Genomic DNA, 19,714 nt, shown 5'->3' on the forward strand with positions numbered 1-19,714 from the left:
AGGAAACATATAACAGGTTTTTGGTAGAGTTTCCAACTTTTGCCAAAACCTGTTTACTTACGCTCGGCCCTGATATAAAAGTTCCGGTCGATCTTAAAAGTCGATAATTCCCCTTGCAAAGCTTCCGTTTTCCACTCTTGGTTCGGAAAAAGCCAATGGGGCTTGTCTTCAACAAAGATTCGAACAGGCATATCAAAGCCCGATACAATATCGGTATATCTATAGGTAATGGTATCCCCCTCAATGGTATATTCCAATTTAGGAACCATGACGGTGCGCAGATATTGATTAAAAAAGGCGGACAGGTCTTTCTCCGTTTTCTCACTTAGATAATCCTCAATTTGCTGTGTAGTGACCGTTTGGTGATAAAAGTCCCTGTTGAGTCCACGTAGGGTTTTCCGCCATATATCATCGTCTTCCACAAGTTGCCGCAGCGTATGCAGCATATTGGCCCCTTTGTAGTACATATCCCCGCTACCTTCATGGTTTACATCGTATTTGCCGATAATGGGACGATCGTTTTTAATGTTGGAACGGGTGCCGATTACATAATCCGCGGCGGCTTTTTTACCATGATAATAGTCTAGGAACAGGTTTTCGGAATAGGCGGTAAAACCTTCATGGATCCACATGTCCGCAATGTCCTTGTACGTAATGCTGTTCGCAAACCACTCATGTCCGGATTCGTGAATGATAATGAAATCGAACTTCAGGCCCCAACCGGTCCCTGAAAGATCTTGTCCCAAATACCCGTTTTGATATTTATTGCCATACGTGACCGAACTCTGATGCTCCATACCCAAATAAGGGACTTCCACCAGTTTAAATCCATCCTTGTAAAAAGGGTAGGGGCCGAACCAATGCTCAAAAGCCTTCATCATTTGGGGGACTTGCTGAAATTGTTTTTGGGCTTTGTCAAAGTTCTGTGGCAGTACATAATAATCCAAGGTCAAAGGACCGGCAGCTCCCTGATAGATGGTTCCAAAATGTTTGTAATCGGCAATGTTTATGTTGACCCCATAGTTGTTAATGGGGCTGGCCACGAACCAATGAAAGGTTTTTGTGGTTTCGTCTTCCTCGATTTTAAGGAGTCTTCCATTGGAAACGTCCATAAGATTTTTGGGAACGGTAACACTAATGGCCATGCTGTCCACTTCATCGTACATATGGTCTTTGTTAGGCCACCAAACGCTCGCCCCCAGACCTTGGTTGGATGTAGCTATAAAATGCTTGCCCCTGCTGTCCTTTTTCCAGGAAAACCCGCCATCCCAAGGGGCATTAACGGCTTCTTTGGGATATCCAGAATAATGAACGACAATTTCATTGAACTCCCCCGGTTGTTGGGATTTTTCCAGTTGTACAAAATGGGCGTTCCCATTGGAATCTACTTTCAGTTCCTTCCCATCCTGGGTCACTTTTTCAATGTTGAGCGGAGGTTGCAGGTCTACCTGTAAGGTTTGTTTAGGTTCCACAACCTTATAACGAATGGTATTGCTACCGGAAATATACTTGTTGTCCGGTTGTACTTCAACATCCAGATGGTAGTAATTGAGATCCCACCAGGCACGCTCCGGGGTAATACTGCCCCGTAAAGTGTCCTGTTCGGTAAAAGTCTGACCAAAGGTGACCATTGATGTCAATACAACTATAAATGCCTGGAAATGTCTATTCTTCATTTTATATCTTGAGTATTAAAAAATAGAACTCCAAAAGTACTGGAATTTATCGTATCGTTTGTTTTGGGAGCTCGGTCCCCTTCTTGATTCCTTTGGAGAACTTTCAATCCAAAATATGTGCCATGATAATTTGGCGCATATGAGGTCCAAATCCCATCCCTATTGTTTAGTTGCAAACCTTTTTAGCAGTTCCCTTACCTTTTTGGTATTCTCAACAAAGAACTTGGCTTGTGTCTTTTGTTGGCCCACCTTAACGGTTACCGCACTCTTTGGCAATTCCTGGAACATGAACTCGTCCGTCCAATCGTCCCCAATGGCAAAGACGAAGTCATAGTCATTTTCCCCTAAAACCCGAACGGTGGCCCTTCCCTTGTTCACGTTACTGCTTTTTACTTCCATTACCTTGTTTCCATTGAGAACGCTAATGTCATCATTGGCAATGAGACTGGTGAGGACAGTATTTAATTCAGTGGCCCTTAGATTTCCAAAATCGGGATCGGTTTTACGATAATGCCAAGCCAAGGAATAGTTTTTTTCTTCTATAAAGCTTCCCGGTGTGCGATCTACAAAGGATTCCAATACCGGACGGATTTTTTCCATCCAATCATTTTTCACGTTTTCCAGCATGCGGAATGGTTTTCCATCATTGGAAATCCATACCCCGTGCTCTACGATCATATTATACTTTTTGGGAAGGAACCACCGGGTAAAGGTTTCCTTGTCACGACCGCTTACCAAATACATTTCAGTATCTTTTTGGTGATGTATTTGATCTAAAAGTTGGTATAGTTCCTCATCGGGATTTGCCTTTTGGGGATCGTTATGAAATCCGGCTAGGGTTCCATCATAGTCCAGAAACAGAAGTCGCTTTTTGGCTGCGGTATAATCCTTTAAAACTCCATCGAGGAGATGGTTCGTCATTCTTTTGGAAATATTCCCCGCATCCCGATTTTTTTGGGCCCGTAGCGAGCTCATAAAACTATTGGCCCATTTTTCCACATTATAACGTTCCAAACGTTTTTGAAGCACTTGGTTCCTGGCTTGTTGTTCTTCCTTGGGCATATTGATGGCTGTGTACAATGTATCCGCAATTTGCTCAAAGTTGTTGGGATTGATCAATAAGGATTCGTTCATTTCGTTGGCAGAACCCGCCATTTCGCTAAGGATGAGCACCCCCGTTTTGTCGGTCCGTGTAGCGATATATTCCTTGGCTACTAGATTCATGCCATCCCGTAAGGGCGTGAGCCAGGCAATATCGCAGGAGGTATAAAGGTCTATGAGGCTGTCGAAGGGAAGCGATCGGTAAAAATACCAGATCGGGGTCCAGTTTACCGTAGCCAACTCCCCGTTAATTCGCCCTACCAATTCGTCTACCTCTTTCTTGAGCAATTGATATTGTGGTACGTTGGATCTTGAGGGGACGGCCAAAATAATAAGACGGACTTTTTCCTTGTATTGGGGATACTTGTTCAAAAAATACTCAAAGGCGTTCAAACGCTTGGCAATTCCCTTGGAGTAATCCAAACGGTCTATGGAGAGAAGAAACTTTCCGTCAGGTGTGGACTTCTTGTGCTTGTTCAACCGTTGTTGCAAATCTGATTGTTTGTCCGGCTTCTTTTGGCTATGTTCCTCGGCCGCCTTACTGAATTTTTTGTAATCGATACCCATGGGAAAGGAATCGACCTTGATAATACGATTGTCCAGGTAAATATCATTGAAACTTACGTCCAGCCCCAATAATCTTCTCACGGAGCTCAAAAAATGACGCTCATAGTCGTAAGTATGGAATCCGATGAGATCGGAACCCAATAGCCCTTCCAGAACTTCTTCCCGCCAGGGCAGTGTCCTGAATATTTCAAAGGAAGGGAAGGGAATATGCAAAAAGAAACCAATGGATACATCGGGACGCTCGTTTCTAACCATCTGGGGCACCAACATCAATTGGTAGTCATGAATCCAAATAGTGTCCTCATCGCCGGCGTTCTTGAGTATGGTATCTGCGAATTTTTGGTTTACGTCCTTATAAACGTTCCAATAGTCCAGTTCAAATTCGGAATATTCCAAAAAGTAATGGAACAAAGGCCAGATGGTACGGTTGCTAAAACCGAAGTAGAACCCGTCCACCTCTTTTTTGGTCAGTTTCACCTTGGAGGAACCATGTTGGGCGAGGGCCTCGTCAATTTTGGGGGCGAGTTCATCCGGAATCTCTTCATCGGTAAGTCCACTCCAGCCGATCCAAAGGCTATCACCTCCGGAATGTACGGATTTCATTCCGGTGGCCAGCCCCCCGACACTTGGGATTGCCGTTATGCTACCATTGCTAATTTGTAATTGTACGGGTAGTCTATTTGAGATTATGATAGTTTTGCCCATGAAATGGATGTTTTTGGCCTGTTTTACTTTTAATTTCTCTAAATTTCGTCAAATTGCATGGCAATAACAATTCAAAACTGGATTACATCAACATTTTTATTGAATGGATAATTTAGACTACGGAATAGTAGGAAATTGTAGGAGTGCTGCCCTAATTTCAAAAACAGGTTCTGTCGATTGGTGCTGTTTGCCCGAATTTGATTCTTCATCGGTCTTCGCCAAGTTATTGGACAACAAGATTGGCGGTAGTTTTGAGATTCGTGTAGCGAAGGACTATACGATTAAACAGCGTTACAAAAAGAGTACGGCGGTTCTCATTACCCGGTTTTCCGATGGGGAGAATACTTTTGAGATCCATGATTTTATGCCTCGCTACTACAATGAGAATGGGGGTTACCATGCTCCTCCGGAGTTGGCCCGGCATGTGCGTCATATCAAGGGGAGGCCCAAATTTAGGGTGCACTACGATCCCAAATTGGAATATGCCCTTGGAGAGACCAAAACGTATGTAAAGAAGAACTTTGTGGTAAGCCTTACCCAGACCGAAAAGTTCGACACCGTCTTTTTGTATACTTCCTTCAACAAGAATGCCGTGGTGGAAGGCAGGGAATTGGAAATAAAGCAAAACGGCTTTTTTTTGTTGGGGTATAATGAAAAGATACTCCACCCCACCTCCCGAAAAATTTATCTGGATTTGGAACGGACCAAGGTGTACTGGCTTAATTGGGCGAATAGGACACCTACTTATAACAAGTACAACAAACAGATTATGCGCAGTGCCATAACGTTGAAGTTGTTAAGTTATGATAGGACCGGAGCCGTACTTGCGGCGGCAACGACCTCCTTGCCGGAAACCATTGGTGAGGTAAGGAACTGGGACTACCGTTTTTGCTGGATCAGGGATGCCTCCATGGTGATCAAGGTCATGGCCGATCTGGGCCACAAGAACGTGGCACGCAGATATCTGCAATTCATTATTGATCTGATTCCCGACAAGGATGAAAAATTGCAGATTATGTACGGCATCAACAAGGAGAAGACCTTGACGGAAACGACCCTGGATCATTTGAGCGGTTACCAAAACTCCAAACCGGTTCGGGTGGGCAATGCGGCCTATGAACAAAAGCAAAATGATATATACGGAATTTTGATGGATGTTATTCATGCGCAATTGGCCAAATTCTCTACAGGTATCGAGAATGGTGAGGAGTTATGGGGCATAACCAAAGGGATTGTATGGATCGTTTCCAGACACTGGAAGGAACCTGACAAGGGGATTTGGGAATTACGTACGGAAGAACGTCATTTCACCTTTTCCAAGGTTCTTTGTTGGGTTGCCATCGACAGGGCCGTAAGGATTGCCCGTATACTGAAGAAGACACGGAAATTGGAACAATGGACCCAATTGGAGCAGGAAATTAAAAACGACATTCACGAAAATGCCTGGAACGATGACGTAAATGCATTTACCCAATCCTACGGCTCCACACATCTGGACGCCTCTGTACTGCTTATGGAGTCCTATGGATTCATACATGCCAGATCGCCCAAATTTATGAGTACGGTCAGGGCCATTGAAAAGGAATTAAGCAATGATGGCCTACTGTATCGCTACAAGAATAAGGATGATTTTGGACTCCCCTCATCCTCTTTTACCATTTGTACCTTTTGGTTTATCAATAGCCTGTTTAAAATAGGGGAGGAGGAAAAGGCCGTGGCCCTTTTTGAAAAGACCCTTACCTATGGGAACCATTTAGGTCTGTTTAGCGAGGACATTGATTTTAAGACCAAAAGGCTTTTGGGAAACTTCCCCCAAGCCTATTCACATTTGGCATTGATCGAATGTGCGGTGAACTTTTCCAGAAAAAATACCGAAGAGCGTATTTTGGAATCCATGAGGGAGTAGTTCCAAAGTTTGTCTTTTTGTTTTTGTGACCTCTAGGAAATTTGGTATGCATCATTTTTCCAAAAAACGATACATAGTATCGTCTACGATTCGATCCAAATGTTCGAATCTTCACTTTCCTTATCCAAGATCAAAACAGTAAACCCTGTTTAGGGAAGAAGTACCCAACAGCCTTTAACTCCGGGTTTCCATTGAGTGGAAGGAGGTGGTTGCCTTGGAGATCTTTTATTTAGTATGTTAAAGTTGTTAAATTTTGACTAAAACCATTTTTTAGGGGGAACTTTTTCATTAAATAAATTGTCTATTCTAGTAAAGGGCCCTGTGTCTTTTACGATTGCTAAGAAAGGAAAAGTGAAGGTTATCCCCCTATATAAGGACGAGAAGTCGCTTATACGAAAAGCGTTACTGGCCAACAAGGCCGCCCAGTTTGGAATATATGAAAAATATTCCTCTAAGATGTTGGCGGTCTGTAAAAGGTATGTCCGGGATGTACAATATGCAGAGGACGTAATGATACAGGGCTTTCTAAAAGTCTTTATGCGCCTGAATACCTTTAAGGGCGATGGAAGTTTTGAAGGTTGGATAAGACAGATAATGGTGCGTGAATGCATCAATTTCCTTAAGACAAATCGCAGATTGGTATTCAAGGGAGATGTTCAGTATCGCGAAAGCTCCGGAAGCCCTAGAGTGGCCATGAAGGCCGATGCCGAATACCTGCTAAAGCTCATAGACGAACTTCCAAAGGGACATAGGTTTGTTTTTATGCTTCACGCCATCGAAGGATATAAGCACACTGAAATAGCCAAACTGCTCAAGATTTCGGAGAACACCTCAAAATCGAAACTTTCAAAAGCCCGCAAAATCCTTCAAAAAAAATTGGAGCTCCAAAGAAAAAATAATGAAGCACTTTGATGTTGAAATCTACGCAAAAGAGAAATTGGGAGGGTATTCCCTTACGCCGAACAAATCGGCGTGGTCAAGGCTTTTGGATAAACTATATGAAGAGGAACAAAAGGATAGGAGTCGGCGGAACTACTTAAAAGGGATTGCTTTTCTGGTGGCTTTCATGTTTGGTATTGGATTTATAGCCGAGGAAATAGATGGTTTTACGAATAGATCCTTTACGGATAATACTATCAATTTAATCGGACAAGGGCATCAAGTGTCACAGTTTGCCGAAAAAAAGGTGAAATGCACAAAAACCGAATCGCTGCCTGAAGTATCCGAAAGGAAGGAGGTGGTATTCATTGGGCATGGCATTGGAGCTGGAATGAAAAACAAGGTGAACAAGGCCCAAGACAATGATTCCGGGAATCAAGATGTTGCGGAACACTTGGAAACTATAAATGTCTCCGTAAAGTCGGAAAATTCAAAAGTCACCGAAGCGGAAATCGATGATTTGATGCGAAAGGCACGCCAAAACATCGAAAGACAAAAAGCCTCTCAGGCAATGAGAAAAATCTTGGCGGTAGAGATACTAGCCGAGATAGAGCAGGAAATTGAGCATCAACAGAATAGGAACAGTTTATCCCAAAACCTAAAATATGGTTTTGTGAAACTAAAGGATGCCATCGCAAATTGAAGCCTATACCATTCCGGGAGTTTGGACCATGGTTTCCAGACCCTATCAGGATATGAACACTGTACTTAAAAACATCAAAAGCATATGCTATGAAAAATATAATACTTCTGATGCTGATAATAGTACTTCCCTTAACAGGCATCGAAGCACAAGAAGCTCCGAAGGAGGAGGTCATCGAGGTACTTCGTAAGCAATTGGATATTGTTGAGCAAGAGGAGAAAAAGGCATTGAAAGAACAAGTGGAGAATATCAATAGCCTTTTGGATAATGGGGTAATCAATAAGCCCGAGGCCGATAGACTAAAGCTCAAGGCGGCGGAAGAACGTACAAAAAAAATCGATGAGCGCCAAGCTGTACTGTTAAAGACGATTTTTTTCCTGGAGAACGATGGGGAAACCCCAAAGGGGAATAAGGAAGTCGAGATTTTTTTGGATGTCGATTCCTATGCCAAGGAGAAGGAAGGATTAAAACTGGACCTTCCCGGAAAGAAAACGACACCGGATAATTCGGCCGAGATGCCCTTGGAAGTACCTACAGTTCTGGAAAATAAAGAGGTACGGAGCCCGACAACCTTGGATATTGTATTGGCCCTAGGCTTGAACAATGCAGTAAGGGATGGTATTACTTGGCAGGACATTGAGGATGAAAGGGATTACTTGTTTTATAGCTCACGATTCTGGGAAATTGGTTTTGCGCTCAAGACACCACTTTTGAAAAAGAACGGATTGCGATTAAAATATGGCGTCTCCTATCAGCGCAATGAATTGGAGCCTAGTGGAAACCGAATTTTTGCGGAAGTGGACGGCCAAACGGTATTGCAGGATTTCCCGTCCTATTTGCACAAGTCAAGTTTTGTTGTCCACAATTTGGTCTTGCCCATTCATTTGGAGTTCGGGCCGACAAAAATGAAGTATAACCGTAAAGGGGGGTATTATTCAACAAGCAATCAATTTAAAATCGGCATAGGAGGATATGTGGGCATTAGCTTGGACGAAGAACAGCGGATGGAGTATCCCTTTCTATTTCGAAGGAGACGGTTTTACAGGTCAGAGACCAGAGGCGACTATAATGTAAACCAACAGATTTATGGATTGAGTGCTTACGTTGGTTTTGGGGCGTTTTCGCTATATGGAAAATATGATTTGAATACCATTTTTAACAATGATAGCCAAAATCAACAATTTGTATCGGTAGGTCTTCGGCTGGACCTATGAGTTAAAGTGGGCACCTAATCGGGCCTTGATAAAAAAGGATGTTAATGATTAAAAATACTGAGATGAAAAATGTTTTTATTGTATCGGGATTGTTGTTCTGCATGTATCTTTTCCCCCAGCAGGGCGCATCAAAAAATGATATTGTTTTTACTACGAACGGGCAGTTGCTCCAGGTAAAGGTTACGAAGGTGACCGATGGGGCCGTCAGCTTTGTCTACCCTGGGGAAACCGTAGTAAACGAGATCAATCCAGCTAAATTGGAAAAAATAGTTTTTGCCAGTGGTAGAACACAGAATTTTGGTGGAAATGGTAATGAAACGATTATCGCTAAGGAGAATCCCGGTGATGCCACCTCTGCATTTATGGAGGAAGCCCCTATGGCTCCGAGCTATGAGGAAAATATCATGTCCGTAGTGCCTTTGGATTTCAAAAGAAACGGAAATTATGATAAGACGTTGGCCAACAAGGCCACGGAATATGTCATTGGCTTAATGTCCGGAAAAGCCAATACACAAGGGGTTGAGGTTTTGAATATGGGAAAGGCCATAGAAAGACTTGTAGATTCTGGATTTAGTTATGGAAAATTAAGACAGTCCTCCCCGGAACAATTGCGGGACGCCCTGGAAACCGAGTATATTCTCTTTGTTTCTATTAAGGAGGACGAAAAAAATGGAAGTCCGGAATCGGATCTTATGGCACAGGAAGTTTCCAACAAAAACACGCAACTGGAAAGGGTAATAAACATGCGTCTTTACGGTGCGGATAGCGAGGTGGAATCCTTTGAAATGGATTTTTCTGAAAACGTATTCTTGAACAAATCTGTCGACGGCTCCAATTTATTGGCCGGCGGCAAGTGGAAATCTTCTTTGAGATATTTAACGGAGCAGTTGTTTACCTCAAATGTTTTTACGGATTAGGCCATAAATTAGAATGTGAAGTTCTGGTCTTAATCACTAAAGGACACCGCTAGAAGCTGGAGTTTTCCTTCACCTGCTTTGAATATTTTTTGATTTTCTCCAATAACTGCTGCAAGTGTTCTGGTGTTGTAAACGGATTCATAAGGGTAGTGCGTAGATATTGGATACCCCTTAGTTTGGTCTGGACAATATAAAATTCGCCATCCTCCAAAAGAAATTGTCTGATGTGTTCATTAAGTTGATTTAGGGCAAAAGTATCCAGGTCGGAATCTAAATATCGAAAGCATACGATATTGGATTCGGGTAAGATCGCCAATTCAAATTGCGGATCATTTTGAAGGATTTCCCCAAATTGATGTCCCATATCGTATAATCGGGTAAGAAACCTATCAAAAACTTCCTCTCCATAGGTTTTTAACAATAGATACCAATGGATACTCATCATGGTCTTGGTACATTCAAATGTCCGCTTACCGGAATTGTACCAGTCCTCATGGTCTGTGGGTGTCAAAAGATAATCCGCTTTTTGACTGAAGGTGGCCGTAGCGTGAATATCGTTTTTGAAAAGTAGGGCCGTAGTGATAGTGGGCATCATCATCATTTTATGACCATCTATGACCACAGAATCCGCTTGTTCCATACCCTTCACCCTATACGCATATTTTTCCGAAAAGATGGCCGCTCCTCCATGGGCACCGTCCACATGAAACCATAGGTCGTTGGTTTCGGCAAATTTTCCAATGGCTTCCAGGTTATCATAGACCCCGGTGGCTGTCGAAGGAGCACTTCCAATGATGGCAAAAACGGTTATTCCCTCTTTTTTGGCCTTTTCAAGATGGGGTTGAAGTTGGGAGGTGTCCATTTGAAAGCTTTGGGTAGCGGGAATTTTAATAATCCCTTTTTCCCCCAATCCCATTATTTTAGCCGCGCGGTCTATGCAATAATGGGCTTCCTCACTGACCATAATACCTAATTGGCCCCCATGGCCTTTGTTCCAAATGTCGTGGTAAAGCTTTGTCTTTCTGGCTGATAGCAAGGCCGTTAAATTGGCCAAGGTTCCCCCTGAGGTCAAAAAGCCTCCGGAATTTGGACGGTATCCGATTTTTTCACAAAGTTTGTTGACAACAATGCGCTCAATAGCGGATGGGGCCATTCCCATTTCGTAGATGGCCATACCATTGTTCAGTAGGGCACTTACCATTCCCGATAATGCGGTTATCGGTGCCGTGGGGCTTACTTGGTGTCCAATGTATTTGGGATGATGTATTTGCGTGGTTCGGTTTAGAATTTCCGGAAAAAACTCGGATACATCCCCTTTATCAAGAAAATCTCCCCAAAAGGCCAGTTCGTTTTCGGGTACATTCCAATTTATGGCAGTGTCCGATTTTGCCTGGATATTATTCTCCAAATGATTAGCCAGTTCGTCGATGAGCTTATGACCGTGTTTCCTGAAATCCTTCGGAGAGTAGACCGCTTTTAATAGGTTTTTGTCCATCCCTAAAAATAAAGTCTTGGTTTAAGTAAACAAAACAATGCATCAAAAACATTCCATCTCCTTTGAAACTTCCTATATGAATTTGTAACAATTATGACGAGTTTTGTTACATTTGGAAGATAAACAAACTTTCTCATAACTATGAAATTTAAAAATATTGCATGCGGTTTTCTTATCGCAAGTTTTTTGTGGTCATGTACCGAAAAAACAGAAGAAAAACCGGTTGAAGCTACGGAAACCACCAAGTTTGAATATGTTGTAGATCAGTTTGCGGATTTAAGGATCTTGCGATATCAGATTCCCGGTTTCGATGAACTTATGTTAAAGGAAAAGAGACTGGTGTATTATTTGACCCAGGCCGGTCTGGCCGGTAGGGACATCATGTGGGATCAAAACTATCGGCATAATTTGCAAATTAGGGATGCACTTGAAAAAGTTTATATATCATATAAGGGTGATAAGAATGCCGAAGATTGGAAAGCCCTCGAGACCTATTTAAAACGCGTATGGTTTTCCAACGGCATTCATCACCATTATTCCAATGACAAGATCAAACCGGATTTTACAGCGGAATATTTGACTTATTTGCTCAAAGAGACGGATACGGAACTTTCAGGAGAACCTTTTGATGTAATTTTCAACGAAAAGGATAACAAAAAGGTCAATAAGAAAAAGGGTGTGGATAATGTAGCTTCCTCTGCCATTAATTTTTATGACCCTACGGTAACGGATGCCGATGTGGAATCCTTCTATGCTAAAATGGACAAAGGGCCTGAGGGAAAGCCTATTGAAGTAGGTCTTAATACCAAACTGGTAAAGGAAAATGGAAAATTAAAGGAAATGGTCTGGAAGTCCGGGGGGATGTATGGCGAGGCCATTGACGAAATCATAAAATGGTTGGAAAAGGCCAAGGAGGTCGCGGAAAACGAGCAACAGGCCAAAACACTGGGACTTTTGATCGAGTATTATAAAACAGGGAACCTGGGTACATGGGATGAATATGCCATTGCATGGGTCAACTCTACCAATGGTAATATCGATTGGATCAATGGCTTCGTGGAAGTGTACAACGACCCAAAAGGATATAAGGGTTCTTATGAAAACATTGTCCAGATCAAAGATTTTGAAATGTCCAAACAAATGGCGGTGCTTTCGGAAAATGCACAATGGTTTGAGGATAACTCCCCCTTGATGGAAGAGCATAAAAAACCCAATGTTGTTGGTATTTCCTATAAAACGGTCAATGTTGCCGGAGAGGCTGGGGATGCCTCCCCGAGTACACCGATTGGGGTGAACCTTCCGAACAACAATTGGATACGCCAAAAACACGGTAGTAAATCGGTTTCCTTGGGAAACATTATCGATGCGTATAATAATGCCGGGGGGAGTGGCCGATTAAAGGAGTTTGCATATGATGCCGAGGAAATTGCTTTGGAAGAGCAACACGGAAAACTGGCGGACAAGTTACATACCGCACTTCATGAAGTTATAGGTCATGCCTCCGGTCAGATCAATGAGGGAGTCGGTCAGCCCAAGGAGACACTGAAAAACTACGCGTCCACTATGGAAGAAGGTAGGGCTGATCTGGTAGGGCTCTATTTCCTGATGGATCCAAAACTCCAGGAACTGGGTCTAGTAGAGAACTGGAAAGAACTGGGCAAAGCCGCCTATGACGGTTATATCCGAAATGGTTTAATTACACAGCTTATCCGCATTAAACTGGGTGATGATATTGAGGAAGACCATATGGTAAATAGGCAATGGGTCTCTGCCTGGGCCTATGAAAAAGGAAAGGCGGATAACGTTATCGCAAAAGTGGAAAAGGGCGGTAAAACGTTTTACAATATTAATGACTATGCCAAATTACGAAGTCTTTTCGGAGAGTTGCTGAAAGAGACCCAACGTATTAAATCCGAAGGCGATTTTAAGGCAGCACAGGATTTGGTGGAGGGATATGGCGTAAAGGTAGATCAAGAGCTGCATGCACAGGTTTTGGAACGCAATATGCAATTTAAGTCAGCGCCTTATAGCGGATTTGTAAACCCGATATTAGAGCCGGAAACCAATGAGTCCGGTGAAATAGTGGATATCAAAATCAAACAACCTGAAAGCTTCGAAGGTCAAATGTTGGATTATGCGGAGAGGTTTGGGTTTTTGAGCAAAAATTGAGAACAATAGGGCTACTACGAAACAAAAATGAAGCCGTCCGTGTAAAACGGACGGCTTTCCTCCTGTCTCATCAGAATTTAAATCTGAATTAGTCAAAGGTATATCCATTTTGCTCGGCTACCACATCGGCAATTTGCGTCCGTAAGGCTACCACGTTTGGATAATTGGTATATTTTGTAAAACGCTTGAGCCCCATGAGCATCATGCGTTGTTCGTCTCCTTCCGCCAAGGAGATAATGGCCTCCCTGCCTTTTTTGCCAATGGTCTCCACCGCATTGTACAAATACAGTTTGGACATGGCAATTTGGGCCGTCTGGGACTCCTCTCCTGAGCGTCTGGCATTTTTTTCCGTTCGCAAAACAGTGGATTCGGCCATGTAAATTTCAATTAGAATATCGGCAGCGGCCAGCATCAGTTGCTGATGTTTTTCCAATTCAGGGCCAAACTTTTGGACGGCACTTCCAGCAACCATCAAAAACACTTTTTTTAATCGGGAGATTACATCCTTTTCTTCGGACAAAAGTTCTGAAAAGTCTGGTGTCTCAAAGGATGGGATACCCATTAGTTCTTCGCCAACCGCGGTAGCCGGGCCTAGTAGATCTACGTGACCCTTCATGGCCTTTTTCACGAGCATTCCCACCACTAGCATACGGTTGATCTCGTTGGTTCCTTCATAAATTCTAGAGATTCGGGCATCGCGCCAAGCCGACTCCATAGGGGTATCTGCGCTGAAGCCCATACCACCAAAAATCTGGAGACCTTCATCCGTGGTCTCCTGTAAGTCCTCGGAGACCGCGACCTTTAAAATGGAACATTCTATCGCATATTCCTCAACACCCTTCAACTCCGCCTCTTGATGGGAGTTGCCATTGGATTCACGTAATGCAATCCTATCCTCTATGTTTTTTGCAGCGCGATAACATGCCGACTCTCCGGCATAGGCGTTCGTCGCCATCTGTGCTATTTTGGCCTTTATCGCCCCGAAATTGATAATCGGGGTTTTGAACTGCATACGCTCATTGGCATATTTTACTGCTTCGGTCACTACCCGGCGCTGGGCATCCAAACAGGCTGCTGCCAGTTTAATACGCCCAATGTTCAGGGCGTTCATGGCGATTTTAAATCCATTTCCTCTTTCGGAAAGCATATTCTCTATGGGAACCTTGGTTTCATTGAAAAAGACCTGTCGGGTAGAGGAGGAGTGGATACCTAGTTTCTTTTCCTCATCACCCAGGGTAATTCCATTCTTTGGATCGTTCTCCACAATGAACCCCGTTATGTATTTGTCATCCTCTATCCGGGCAAAAACGATAAATAGATTACAGAAGCCCGCGTTGGAAATCCACATTTTTTGACCGGTAATGGTATAGTGTTTTCCATCATCGGACAGCACTGCCTTTGTCTTTCCGGAATTGGCATCCGATCCGGCCCCGGGTTCCGTGAGGCAATAGGCCCCGAACCATTCGCCTGAAGCCAGCTTCGGCACATATTTTTGCTTTTGTTCCTCAGTACCGTATAAGGTAATTGGCATGGTTCCAATACCGGTATGTGCACCGAAGGCCGTACTAAAGGAGCCCGTGACGCCGGAAATATAGTCGCAGACCAACATAGTGGAGACAAATCCCATTCCCAGACCTTCATATTTTTCCGGTACGGCTACACTGAGCAACCCCAATTCCCCGGCCTTTCGCATACATGCTTCCGTGTAAGCGTAATCCTTTTTTTCAAAACGTTCCCAATGTGCCCAGAGCTCCCGATCCGCAAATTCTTTGGTGCTTTCGCGCATCATCCGTTGCTCTTCATTCAAATCTTCCAACATAAAAACGTCCTCACATTTGGTTTCCTTTATCAGGAATTGCCCGCCCCGCAAAATTTCTTTGTTCATTGTTTCTGTACTCATAATTTTTAGTTTTTAGAGTAAAGAAAATAGAATAGAGAGAAGAAAAATTAGTCCAATCTATTTTGAAAACCCATTGTCATTTTTTGACATTCTTCTATTTTACTTTCCAATTTTTTTAACGTTTCAGTATCTATGTAGTTTCTGTAGTATGCTATTAATAATTGTGTTCCCAATTCGTATGAAGAACTTAAGGAATAATCAATGTAATTTTTAAAACCTTTATCCGTTCTTCCGGAGCCCTCCGCAATATTACTTGGCATGGAAACAGAGCACCTACTTAGCTGGGAACTCAAGTCATATCTTTCATGTTTTGGAAAATTTACTAGAATATCTGAAACATCATTGGCTATTTCAAGGCCCAATTGCCATATCTTTAAATTCTTATAATTATGCCGTCTTGCCATACGTGTCTATACTCTATTTTCCTTTTTCTTTTTAAGAAAGAAACTCATAGATTCCGGCGGCTCCTTGTCCGGTGCCCACGCACATGGTCACCATACCGTACTTCCCCTTCATATCCCGTTTTCGCATCTCGTCGAACAACTGAACGGAAAGCTTTGCGCCGGTACACCCCAAAGGATGCCCCAGGGCAATGGCCCCTCCATTTACGTTTACGATGTCTTGATTTAAATTCAATTCACGGATTACCGCAAGCGACTGGGAGGCGAAGGCCTCGTTCAATTCAATTAATTCAATATCCTTCTGTTGTAATCCGGCCTGACCGAGCGCTTTTGGAATGGCTTTTACGGGTCCAATACCCATAATCCGGGGTTCTACCCCCGCAGCGGCATAATTCACCAAACGAGCGATAGGTTCCAAATCCAATTCCTTTACCATATCCTCGTTCATAATCAATACAAAGGCCGCACCATCACTCATTTGCGAAGAGTTTCCTGCGGTAACACTTCCACCTGCTGCAAAAACAGGTCGCAATTTGGCCAATGCCTCCATGGAAGTATCGGCACGTGGCCCTTCATCCTTGTTCACGGTATAGGTCTTGGTTTCCTTTTTACCGGAAGCATTGACGTAGGTGTGCTCTACTTCAATGGGCACGATTTGGTCTTGAAAACGATCTTCTGCCTGGGCCTTTAACGCTTTTTGGTGCGAATTGAACGCAAACTCATCCTGGTCTTCCCGGGATACCTTGAATTGCTCAGCAACCGCTTCTGCCGTTAATCCCATACCCCAGTAGTAATCCTCATTTCCTTCTTTGGCCACGGAATAATCCGGTACGGGCTTATATCCTCCCATGGGAATATAACTCATACTTTCAGCTCCACCTGCAATGATACAATCCGCCATGCCGGCTTGAATCTTTGCCGTGGCAATCCCTATAGTTTCTATTCCCGATGCACAATATCGGTTTACGGTGACTCCCGGTACATCCTCGATTTCCAGCCCCATTAGAGAAATCAGTCGGGCTACGTTAAGACCTTGCTCGGCTTCGGGCATCGCATTACCGACAATGACATCATCGATTCTTTTCTTATCCAATTGCGGAACTTCCTTCATCATATGCTCGATGGTCTCTGCGGCCAGTTCATCGGGCCGCTTGAATCGGAATACTCCCCTGGGCGCCTTGCCGACAGCGGTTCTATATGCTTTAACGATGTATGCTGTTTTGTTCATAAGCTGCTTTTGAGATAAAGGACCAAAAGAGTAAAGACAAAAGACTACTTATCCAACCCTCCCTGAAATCCTGATATCATTTTTTGTAACTGCTGAATTCTCTGCTCCAATTCCTTGAATTTTTTATCTGAAATATAGGCTTCGTTGCAAGCAATGATAAGCTGTGTTTCCCATTCAAATGCTGAGCCAAGACTTACTTCCAGAAATTTGCTAAAATGCTTATCCGTACTTTTACTACTTCCTTCAGCAATGTTGGAAGGTATGGAGACGGCACAGCGAATCATTTGACTAGAGAGGTTGTATCTTTCAAAGTCTGGAAAAGTCCTTGCCAGATTATAAGTCTCGCTAACTATTGACATCCCTTCTGTCCAAATTTTAAGTTTTCGAAAATTATGGGTCATCTCCAGTCTTTGTTCTTTCCTCTTTTCATCCCAAGTTCTAATTTCTCAACGGTTTCCCCGTCTTCAACATGTGCTGAATGCGTTCTAAGGTTTTTCTTTCGGTACAGAGCGACAGAAACGCCTCCCTTTCCAGATCCAATAGGTATTGCTCACTAACGTAGCTGGCTTCGGATAGATCACCACCTGCCATGACATAGGCCAATTTGTTCGCTATTTTTTTATCGTGCTCTGAAATATAATGCCCGGCTTCCATGGAATCGGTTCCTACAAGGAACATGCCCAAGGCCTGTTTCCCCAAGACCTTTACATCTTTTCTTGGAATGGGTTTGGTGTAGCCCTGTTCGGCCAGTAGCTGGGCATAAGCCTTAGCGGTAGCGATTTGCCTATCTTTATTGACTATCACGATATCCTTCCCTTTTTGTAGGATGCCCAGGTCATAAGCCTCATAGGCTGAGGTGGACACTTTGGCCATTCCTATGGTCAAGAAGTATTCTTGTAGGACGTTCAGTTCCACATCATTTTTCCGAAAAGTATCCGAGGCCCGGAGCGTCATCTCCTTACTGCCCCCGCCACCGGGGATGACACCTACACCGAATTCCACCAAACCAATATAGGTCTCCGATGCAGCAACCACTTTGTCCGCATGCAAGGAAAGCTCGCATGCGCCGCCTAAGGCCATTCCATGTGGTGCGGAAATCGTTGGAATAGCGGAGTACCGCATGCGCATCATGGTGTCCTGGAAAAGCTTTACGGCCATATTCAGTTCATCATATTCCTGTTCTACGGCCATCATAAATATCATTCCAATATTGGCACCTACCGAGAAATTTGCCGCCTGATTGCCGACGACCAATCCCTGAAAATCCTTTTCTGCAAGATCGACAGCCTTGTTCAATCCGGCAAGGACATCTCCGCCAATGGTGTTCATCTTGGACTGAAACTCCACATTCAAGATACCATCACCCAAATCCTCGATAACGACACCGCTATTTTTAAAGACCTCATTGGATTTGCGAATGTTGTCCAAAATGATGAAAGCATCCTGTCCCGGGATTTTTTTAATGGATTGGGAAGGAATATCAAAGGCATAGGTGGCTCCTTCCTGAACTACATAAAAGGACTTTTGGCCCGAAGCCAACATTTGATGTACCCAATCGGCCGCTTGTTGCCCTTCAGCCTTTATGAATTCCAATCCCTTTTCGATGCCAATAGCGTCCCAAATTTGAAAGGGCCCGTGTTCCCAGCCAAAACCCGCCTTCATGGCATCATCGATTTTGTATAATTCATCGGTAATCTCAGGAATTCGATGGGACACGTAAGCGAACAAATGTCCAAAACTCTTTCGATAGAACTCGCCAGCCTTGTCCTTTCCATTGACCAAAATGACAAATCGATCTATGACTTTATCGACAGTTTTGGTAAGTTCCAACGTATCGAACTTGGCACTTTTCTTGGAACGGTAGTCCATTATATCCAAGTCTAAACTAAGAATCTCGCTTTTTCCAGCCTTACCCGAAATTTTTTTATAGAACCCTTGTCCGGATTTGCTGCCCAACCATTGATTATCCATCATGGTATCAATAAAATCGGGCAATTTAAAAAGGTTGTGTCTTTCATCGTCGGTGCAGTTCTCATGAATGCCACGGGCCACATGTACCAAGGTGTCCAGACCTACGACATCTACTGTGCGGAAGGTAGCCGATTTTGGACGACCGATTACAGGTCCGGTCAATTTATCGATTTCTTCTATGGTCATGCCCAATTCCTTTACCATATGGAACAGGCTCATAATACTAAAGATACCAATACGGTTTCCTATAAAAGCGGGGGTATCCTTAGCCACCACTGCGGTTTTACCCAGAAATTTTTCACCATAAGAATTCAGGAAATCCAGTACCTCAGGTTTTGTCCTTGGGCCGGGGATAATCTCGAACAATTTCAAATAACGGGCAGGATTAAAGAAGTGGGTACCACAAAAATGCTCCTGAAAATCATCGCTTCGACCCTCGCTCATAAATTGGATAGGGATACCAGAAGTGTTGGAAGAGATAAAAGTACCTTTGGTACGATGTTTTTCAAGGTTTTCAAATACCTGTTTCTTGATATCCAAACGCTCCACGACTACTTCAATTATCCAATCCACCTTCGAAACCTTGGCGATATCATCCTCCAAGTTTCCAGTAACGATGCGTTTGGCAAACTGCTTATGATAAATAGGTGAGGGCTTGGACTTCAAGGCTGCGGCCAAAGAATCATTTACCAAACGATTTCGTACTACCTTGTCCTTTAAGGTCAGTCCTTTGGCCCTTTCCTTTTCATTGGGTTCACGTGGTACAATATCCAACAACAGTACCTGAACGCCAACATTGGCGAAATGGCAAGCAATTCCGCTGCCCATTATGCCGGATCCGATAACCGCAACTTTATTGATATGTTTGTTCATGGGTAGTAG

Annotated in this window: 14 protein-coding genes; 6 read left to right on the top strand and 8 right to left on the bottom strand. The window is 43.5% G+C overall.

The window, feature by feature from the left end; genetic code table 11:
• Positions 1-53: 53 nt before the first annotated feature.
• Both ACO06Y_RS14090 and ACO06Y_RS14095 read right to left on the bottom strand, forming a co-directional pair.
• Entirely contained in the window at positions 54-1,676 is a 1,623-nt protein-coding gene (locus ACO06Y_RS14090) for a M1 family metallopeptidase (RefSeq protein WP_422079624.1), read from the bottom strand.
• Between the two features lie 159 nt (positions 1,677-1,835).
• Positions 1,836-4,049, bottom strand: coding sequence for a bifunctional alpha,alpha-trehalose-phosphate synthase (UDP-forming)/trehalose-phosphatase (locus tag ACO06Y_RS14095; protein WP_422079625.1), 2,214 nt, complete (start codon positions 4,047-4,049; stop codon positions 1,836-1,838).
• Between the two features lie 103 nt (positions 4,050-4,152).
• Here ACO06Y_RS14095 and ACO06Y_RS14100 point away from each other — a divergent pair, with 103 nt between their 5' ends.
• From ACO06Y_RS14100 to ACO06Y_RS14120, 5 genes are all read left to right on the top strand, one after another.
• A complete protein-coding gene (locus tag ACO06Y_RS14100) occupies positions 4,153-5,955 on the top strand; it encodes a glycoside hydrolase family 15 protein (protein ID WP_422079626.1) in 1,803 nt (600 codons plus the stop codon).
• Positions 5,956-6,306: 351 nt separating this feature from the next.
• A complete protein-coding gene (locus ACO06Y_RS14105) occupies positions 6,307-6,867 on the top strand; it encodes an RNA polymerase sigma factor (RefSeq protein ID WP_422079627.1) in 561 nt (186 codons plus the stop codon).
• Entirely contained in the window at positions 6,854-7,537 is a 684-nt protein-coding gene (locus ACO06Y_RS14110) for a hypothetical protein (RefSeq protein ID WP_422079628.1), read from the top strand. The genes ACO06Y_RS14105 and ACO06Y_RS14110 overlap by 14 nt, the downstream gene beginning before the upstream one ends.
• A gap of 89 nt (positions 7,538-7,626) precedes the next feature.
• Entirely contained in the window at positions 7,627-8,751 is a 1,125-nt protein-coding gene (locus ACO06Y_RS14115) for a hypothetical protein (protein ID WP_422079629.1), read from the top strand.
• Between the two features lie 44 nt (positions 8,752-8,795).
• On the top strand, positions 8,796-9,668 hold the full coding sequence (locus ACO06Y_RS14120; protein ID WP_422079630.1) for a hypothetical protein: 873 nt from the start codon (positions 8,796-8,798) through the stop codon (positions 9,666-9,668).
• A 49-nt stretch (positions 9,669-9,717) separates the two neighbouring features.
• On the opposite strand, the gene ACO06Y_RS14125 is transcribed toward ACO06Y_RS14120, so the two are convergent.
• A complete protein-coding gene (locus tag ACO06Y_RS14125; protein ID WP_422079631.1) occupies positions 9,718-11,163 on the bottom strand; it encodes a pyridoxal phosphate-dependent decarboxylase family protein in 1,446 nt (481 codons plus the stop codon).
• 141 nt (positions 11,164-11,304) lie between these two features.
• Between ACO06Y_RS14125 and ACO06Y_RS14130 the strand changes: the two genes are divergently transcribed.
• Positions 11,305-13,332: a dipeptidyl-peptidase 3 family protein gene (locus tag ACO06Y_RS14130; RefSeq protein ID WP_422079632.1), complete on the top strand. Its 2,028-nt coding sequence runs from the start codon at positions 11,305-11,307 to the stop codon at positions 13,330-13,332.
• Positions 13,333-13,420: 88 nt separating this feature from the next.
• Here the strand turns inward: ACO06Y_RS14130 and ACO06Y_RS14135 are convergent, their stop codons facing one another.
• The 5 genes from ACO06Y_RS14135 to ACO06Y_RS14155 are packed head-to-tail and all read right to left on the bottom strand — an operon-like array spanning position 13,421 to position 19,705.
• Positions 13,421-15,232, bottom strand: coding sequence for an acyl-CoA dehydrogenase family protein (locus ACO06Y_RS14135; protein WP_422079633.1), 1,812 nt, complete (start codon positions 15,230-15,232; stop codon positions 13,421-13,423).
• A gap of 47 nt (positions 15,233-15,279) precedes the next feature.
• A complete protein-coding gene (locus ACO06Y_RS14140; RefSeq protein ID WP_422079634.1) occupies positions 15,280-15,636 on the bottom strand; it encodes a four helix bundle protein in 357 nt (118 codons plus the stop codon).
• Between the two features lie 31 nt (positions 15,637-15,667).
• A complete protein-coding gene (locus tag ACO06Y_RS14145; RefSeq protein WP_422079635.1) occupies positions 15,668-16,861 on the bottom strand; it encodes an acetyl-CoA C-acyltransferase in 1,194 nt (397 codons plus the stop codon).
• A gap of 44 nt (positions 16,862-16,905) precedes the next feature.
• A complete protein-coding gene (locus tag ACO06Y_RS14150; protein ID WP_422079636.1) occupies positions 16,906-17,262 on the bottom strand; it encodes a four helix bundle protein in 357 nt (118 codons plus the stop codon).
• 37 nt (positions 17,263-17,299) lie between these two features.
• A complete protein-coding gene (locus ACO06Y_RS14155; protein WP_422079637.1) occupies positions 17,300-19,705 on the bottom strand; it encodes a 3-hydroxyacyl-CoA dehydrogenase/enoyl-CoA hydratase family protein in 2,406 nt (801 codons plus the stop codon).
• Between the last annotated feature and the right edge of the window lie 9 nt (positions 19,706-19,714).

It is taken from the genome of Ulvibacterium sp., assembly GCF_965228935.1.
In the GTDB taxonomy this organism is placed as follows: domain Bacteria; phylum Bacteroidota; class Bacteroidia; order Flavobacteriales; family Flavobacteriaceae; genus Ulvibacterium.

Bases quoted from the DNA above. Each gene is read 5' to 3' on its own strand.
- ACO06Y_RS14100 (WP_422079626.1), top strand. From the start codon at position 4,153: ATGGATAATTTAGACTACGGAATAGTAGGAAATTGTAGGAGTGCTGCC.
- ACO06Y_RS14095 (WP_422079625.1), bottom strand. From the start codon at position 4,049: ATGGGCAAAACTATCATAATCTCAAATAGACTACCCGTACAATTACAA.
- ACO06Y_RS14145 (WP_422079635.1), bottom strand. From the start codon at position 16,861: ATGAACAAAACAGCATACATCGTTAAAGCATATAGAACCGCTGTCGGC.
- ACO06Y_RS14090 (WP_422079624.1), bottom strand. From the start codon at position 1,676: ATGAAGAATAGACATTTCCAGGCATTTATAGTTGTATTGACATCAATG.
- ACO06Y_RS14115 (WP_422079629.1), top strand. From the start codon at position 7,627: ATGAAAAATATAATACTTCTGATGCTGATAATAGTACTTCCCTTAACA.
- ACO06Y_RS14150 (WP_422079636.1), bottom strand. From the start codon at position 17,262: ATGACCCATAATTTTCGAAAACTTAAAATTTGGACAGAAGGGATGTCA.
- ACO06Y_RS14140 (WP_422079634.1), bottom strand. From the start codon at position 15,636: ATGGCAAGACGGCATAATTATAAGAATTTAAAGATATGGCAATTGGGC.
- ACO06Y_RS14125 (WP_422079631.1), bottom strand. From the start codon at position 11,163: ATGGACAAAAACCTATTAAAAGCGGTCTACTCTCCGAAGGATTTCAGG.
- ACO06Y_RS14110 (WP_422079628.1), top strand. From the start codon at position 6,854: ATGAAGCACTTTGATGTTGAAATCTACGCAAAAGAGAAATTGGGAGGG.
- ACO06Y_RS14130 (WP_422079632.1), top strand. From the start codon at position 11,305: ATGAAATTTAAAAATATTGCATGCGGTTTTCTTATCGCAAGTTTTTTG.
- ACO06Y_RS14155 (WP_422079637.1), bottom strand. From the start codon at position 19,705: ATGAACAAACATATCAATAAAGTTGCGGTTATCGGATCCGGCATAATG.
- ACO06Y_RS14120 (WP_422079630.1), top strand. From the start codon at position 8,796: ATGATTAAAAATACTGAGATGAAAAATGTTTTTATTGTATCGGGATTG.
- ACO06Y_RS14135 (WP_422079633.1), bottom strand. From the start codon at position 15,232: ATGAGTACAGAAACAATGAACAAAGAAATTTTGCGGGGCGGGCAATTC.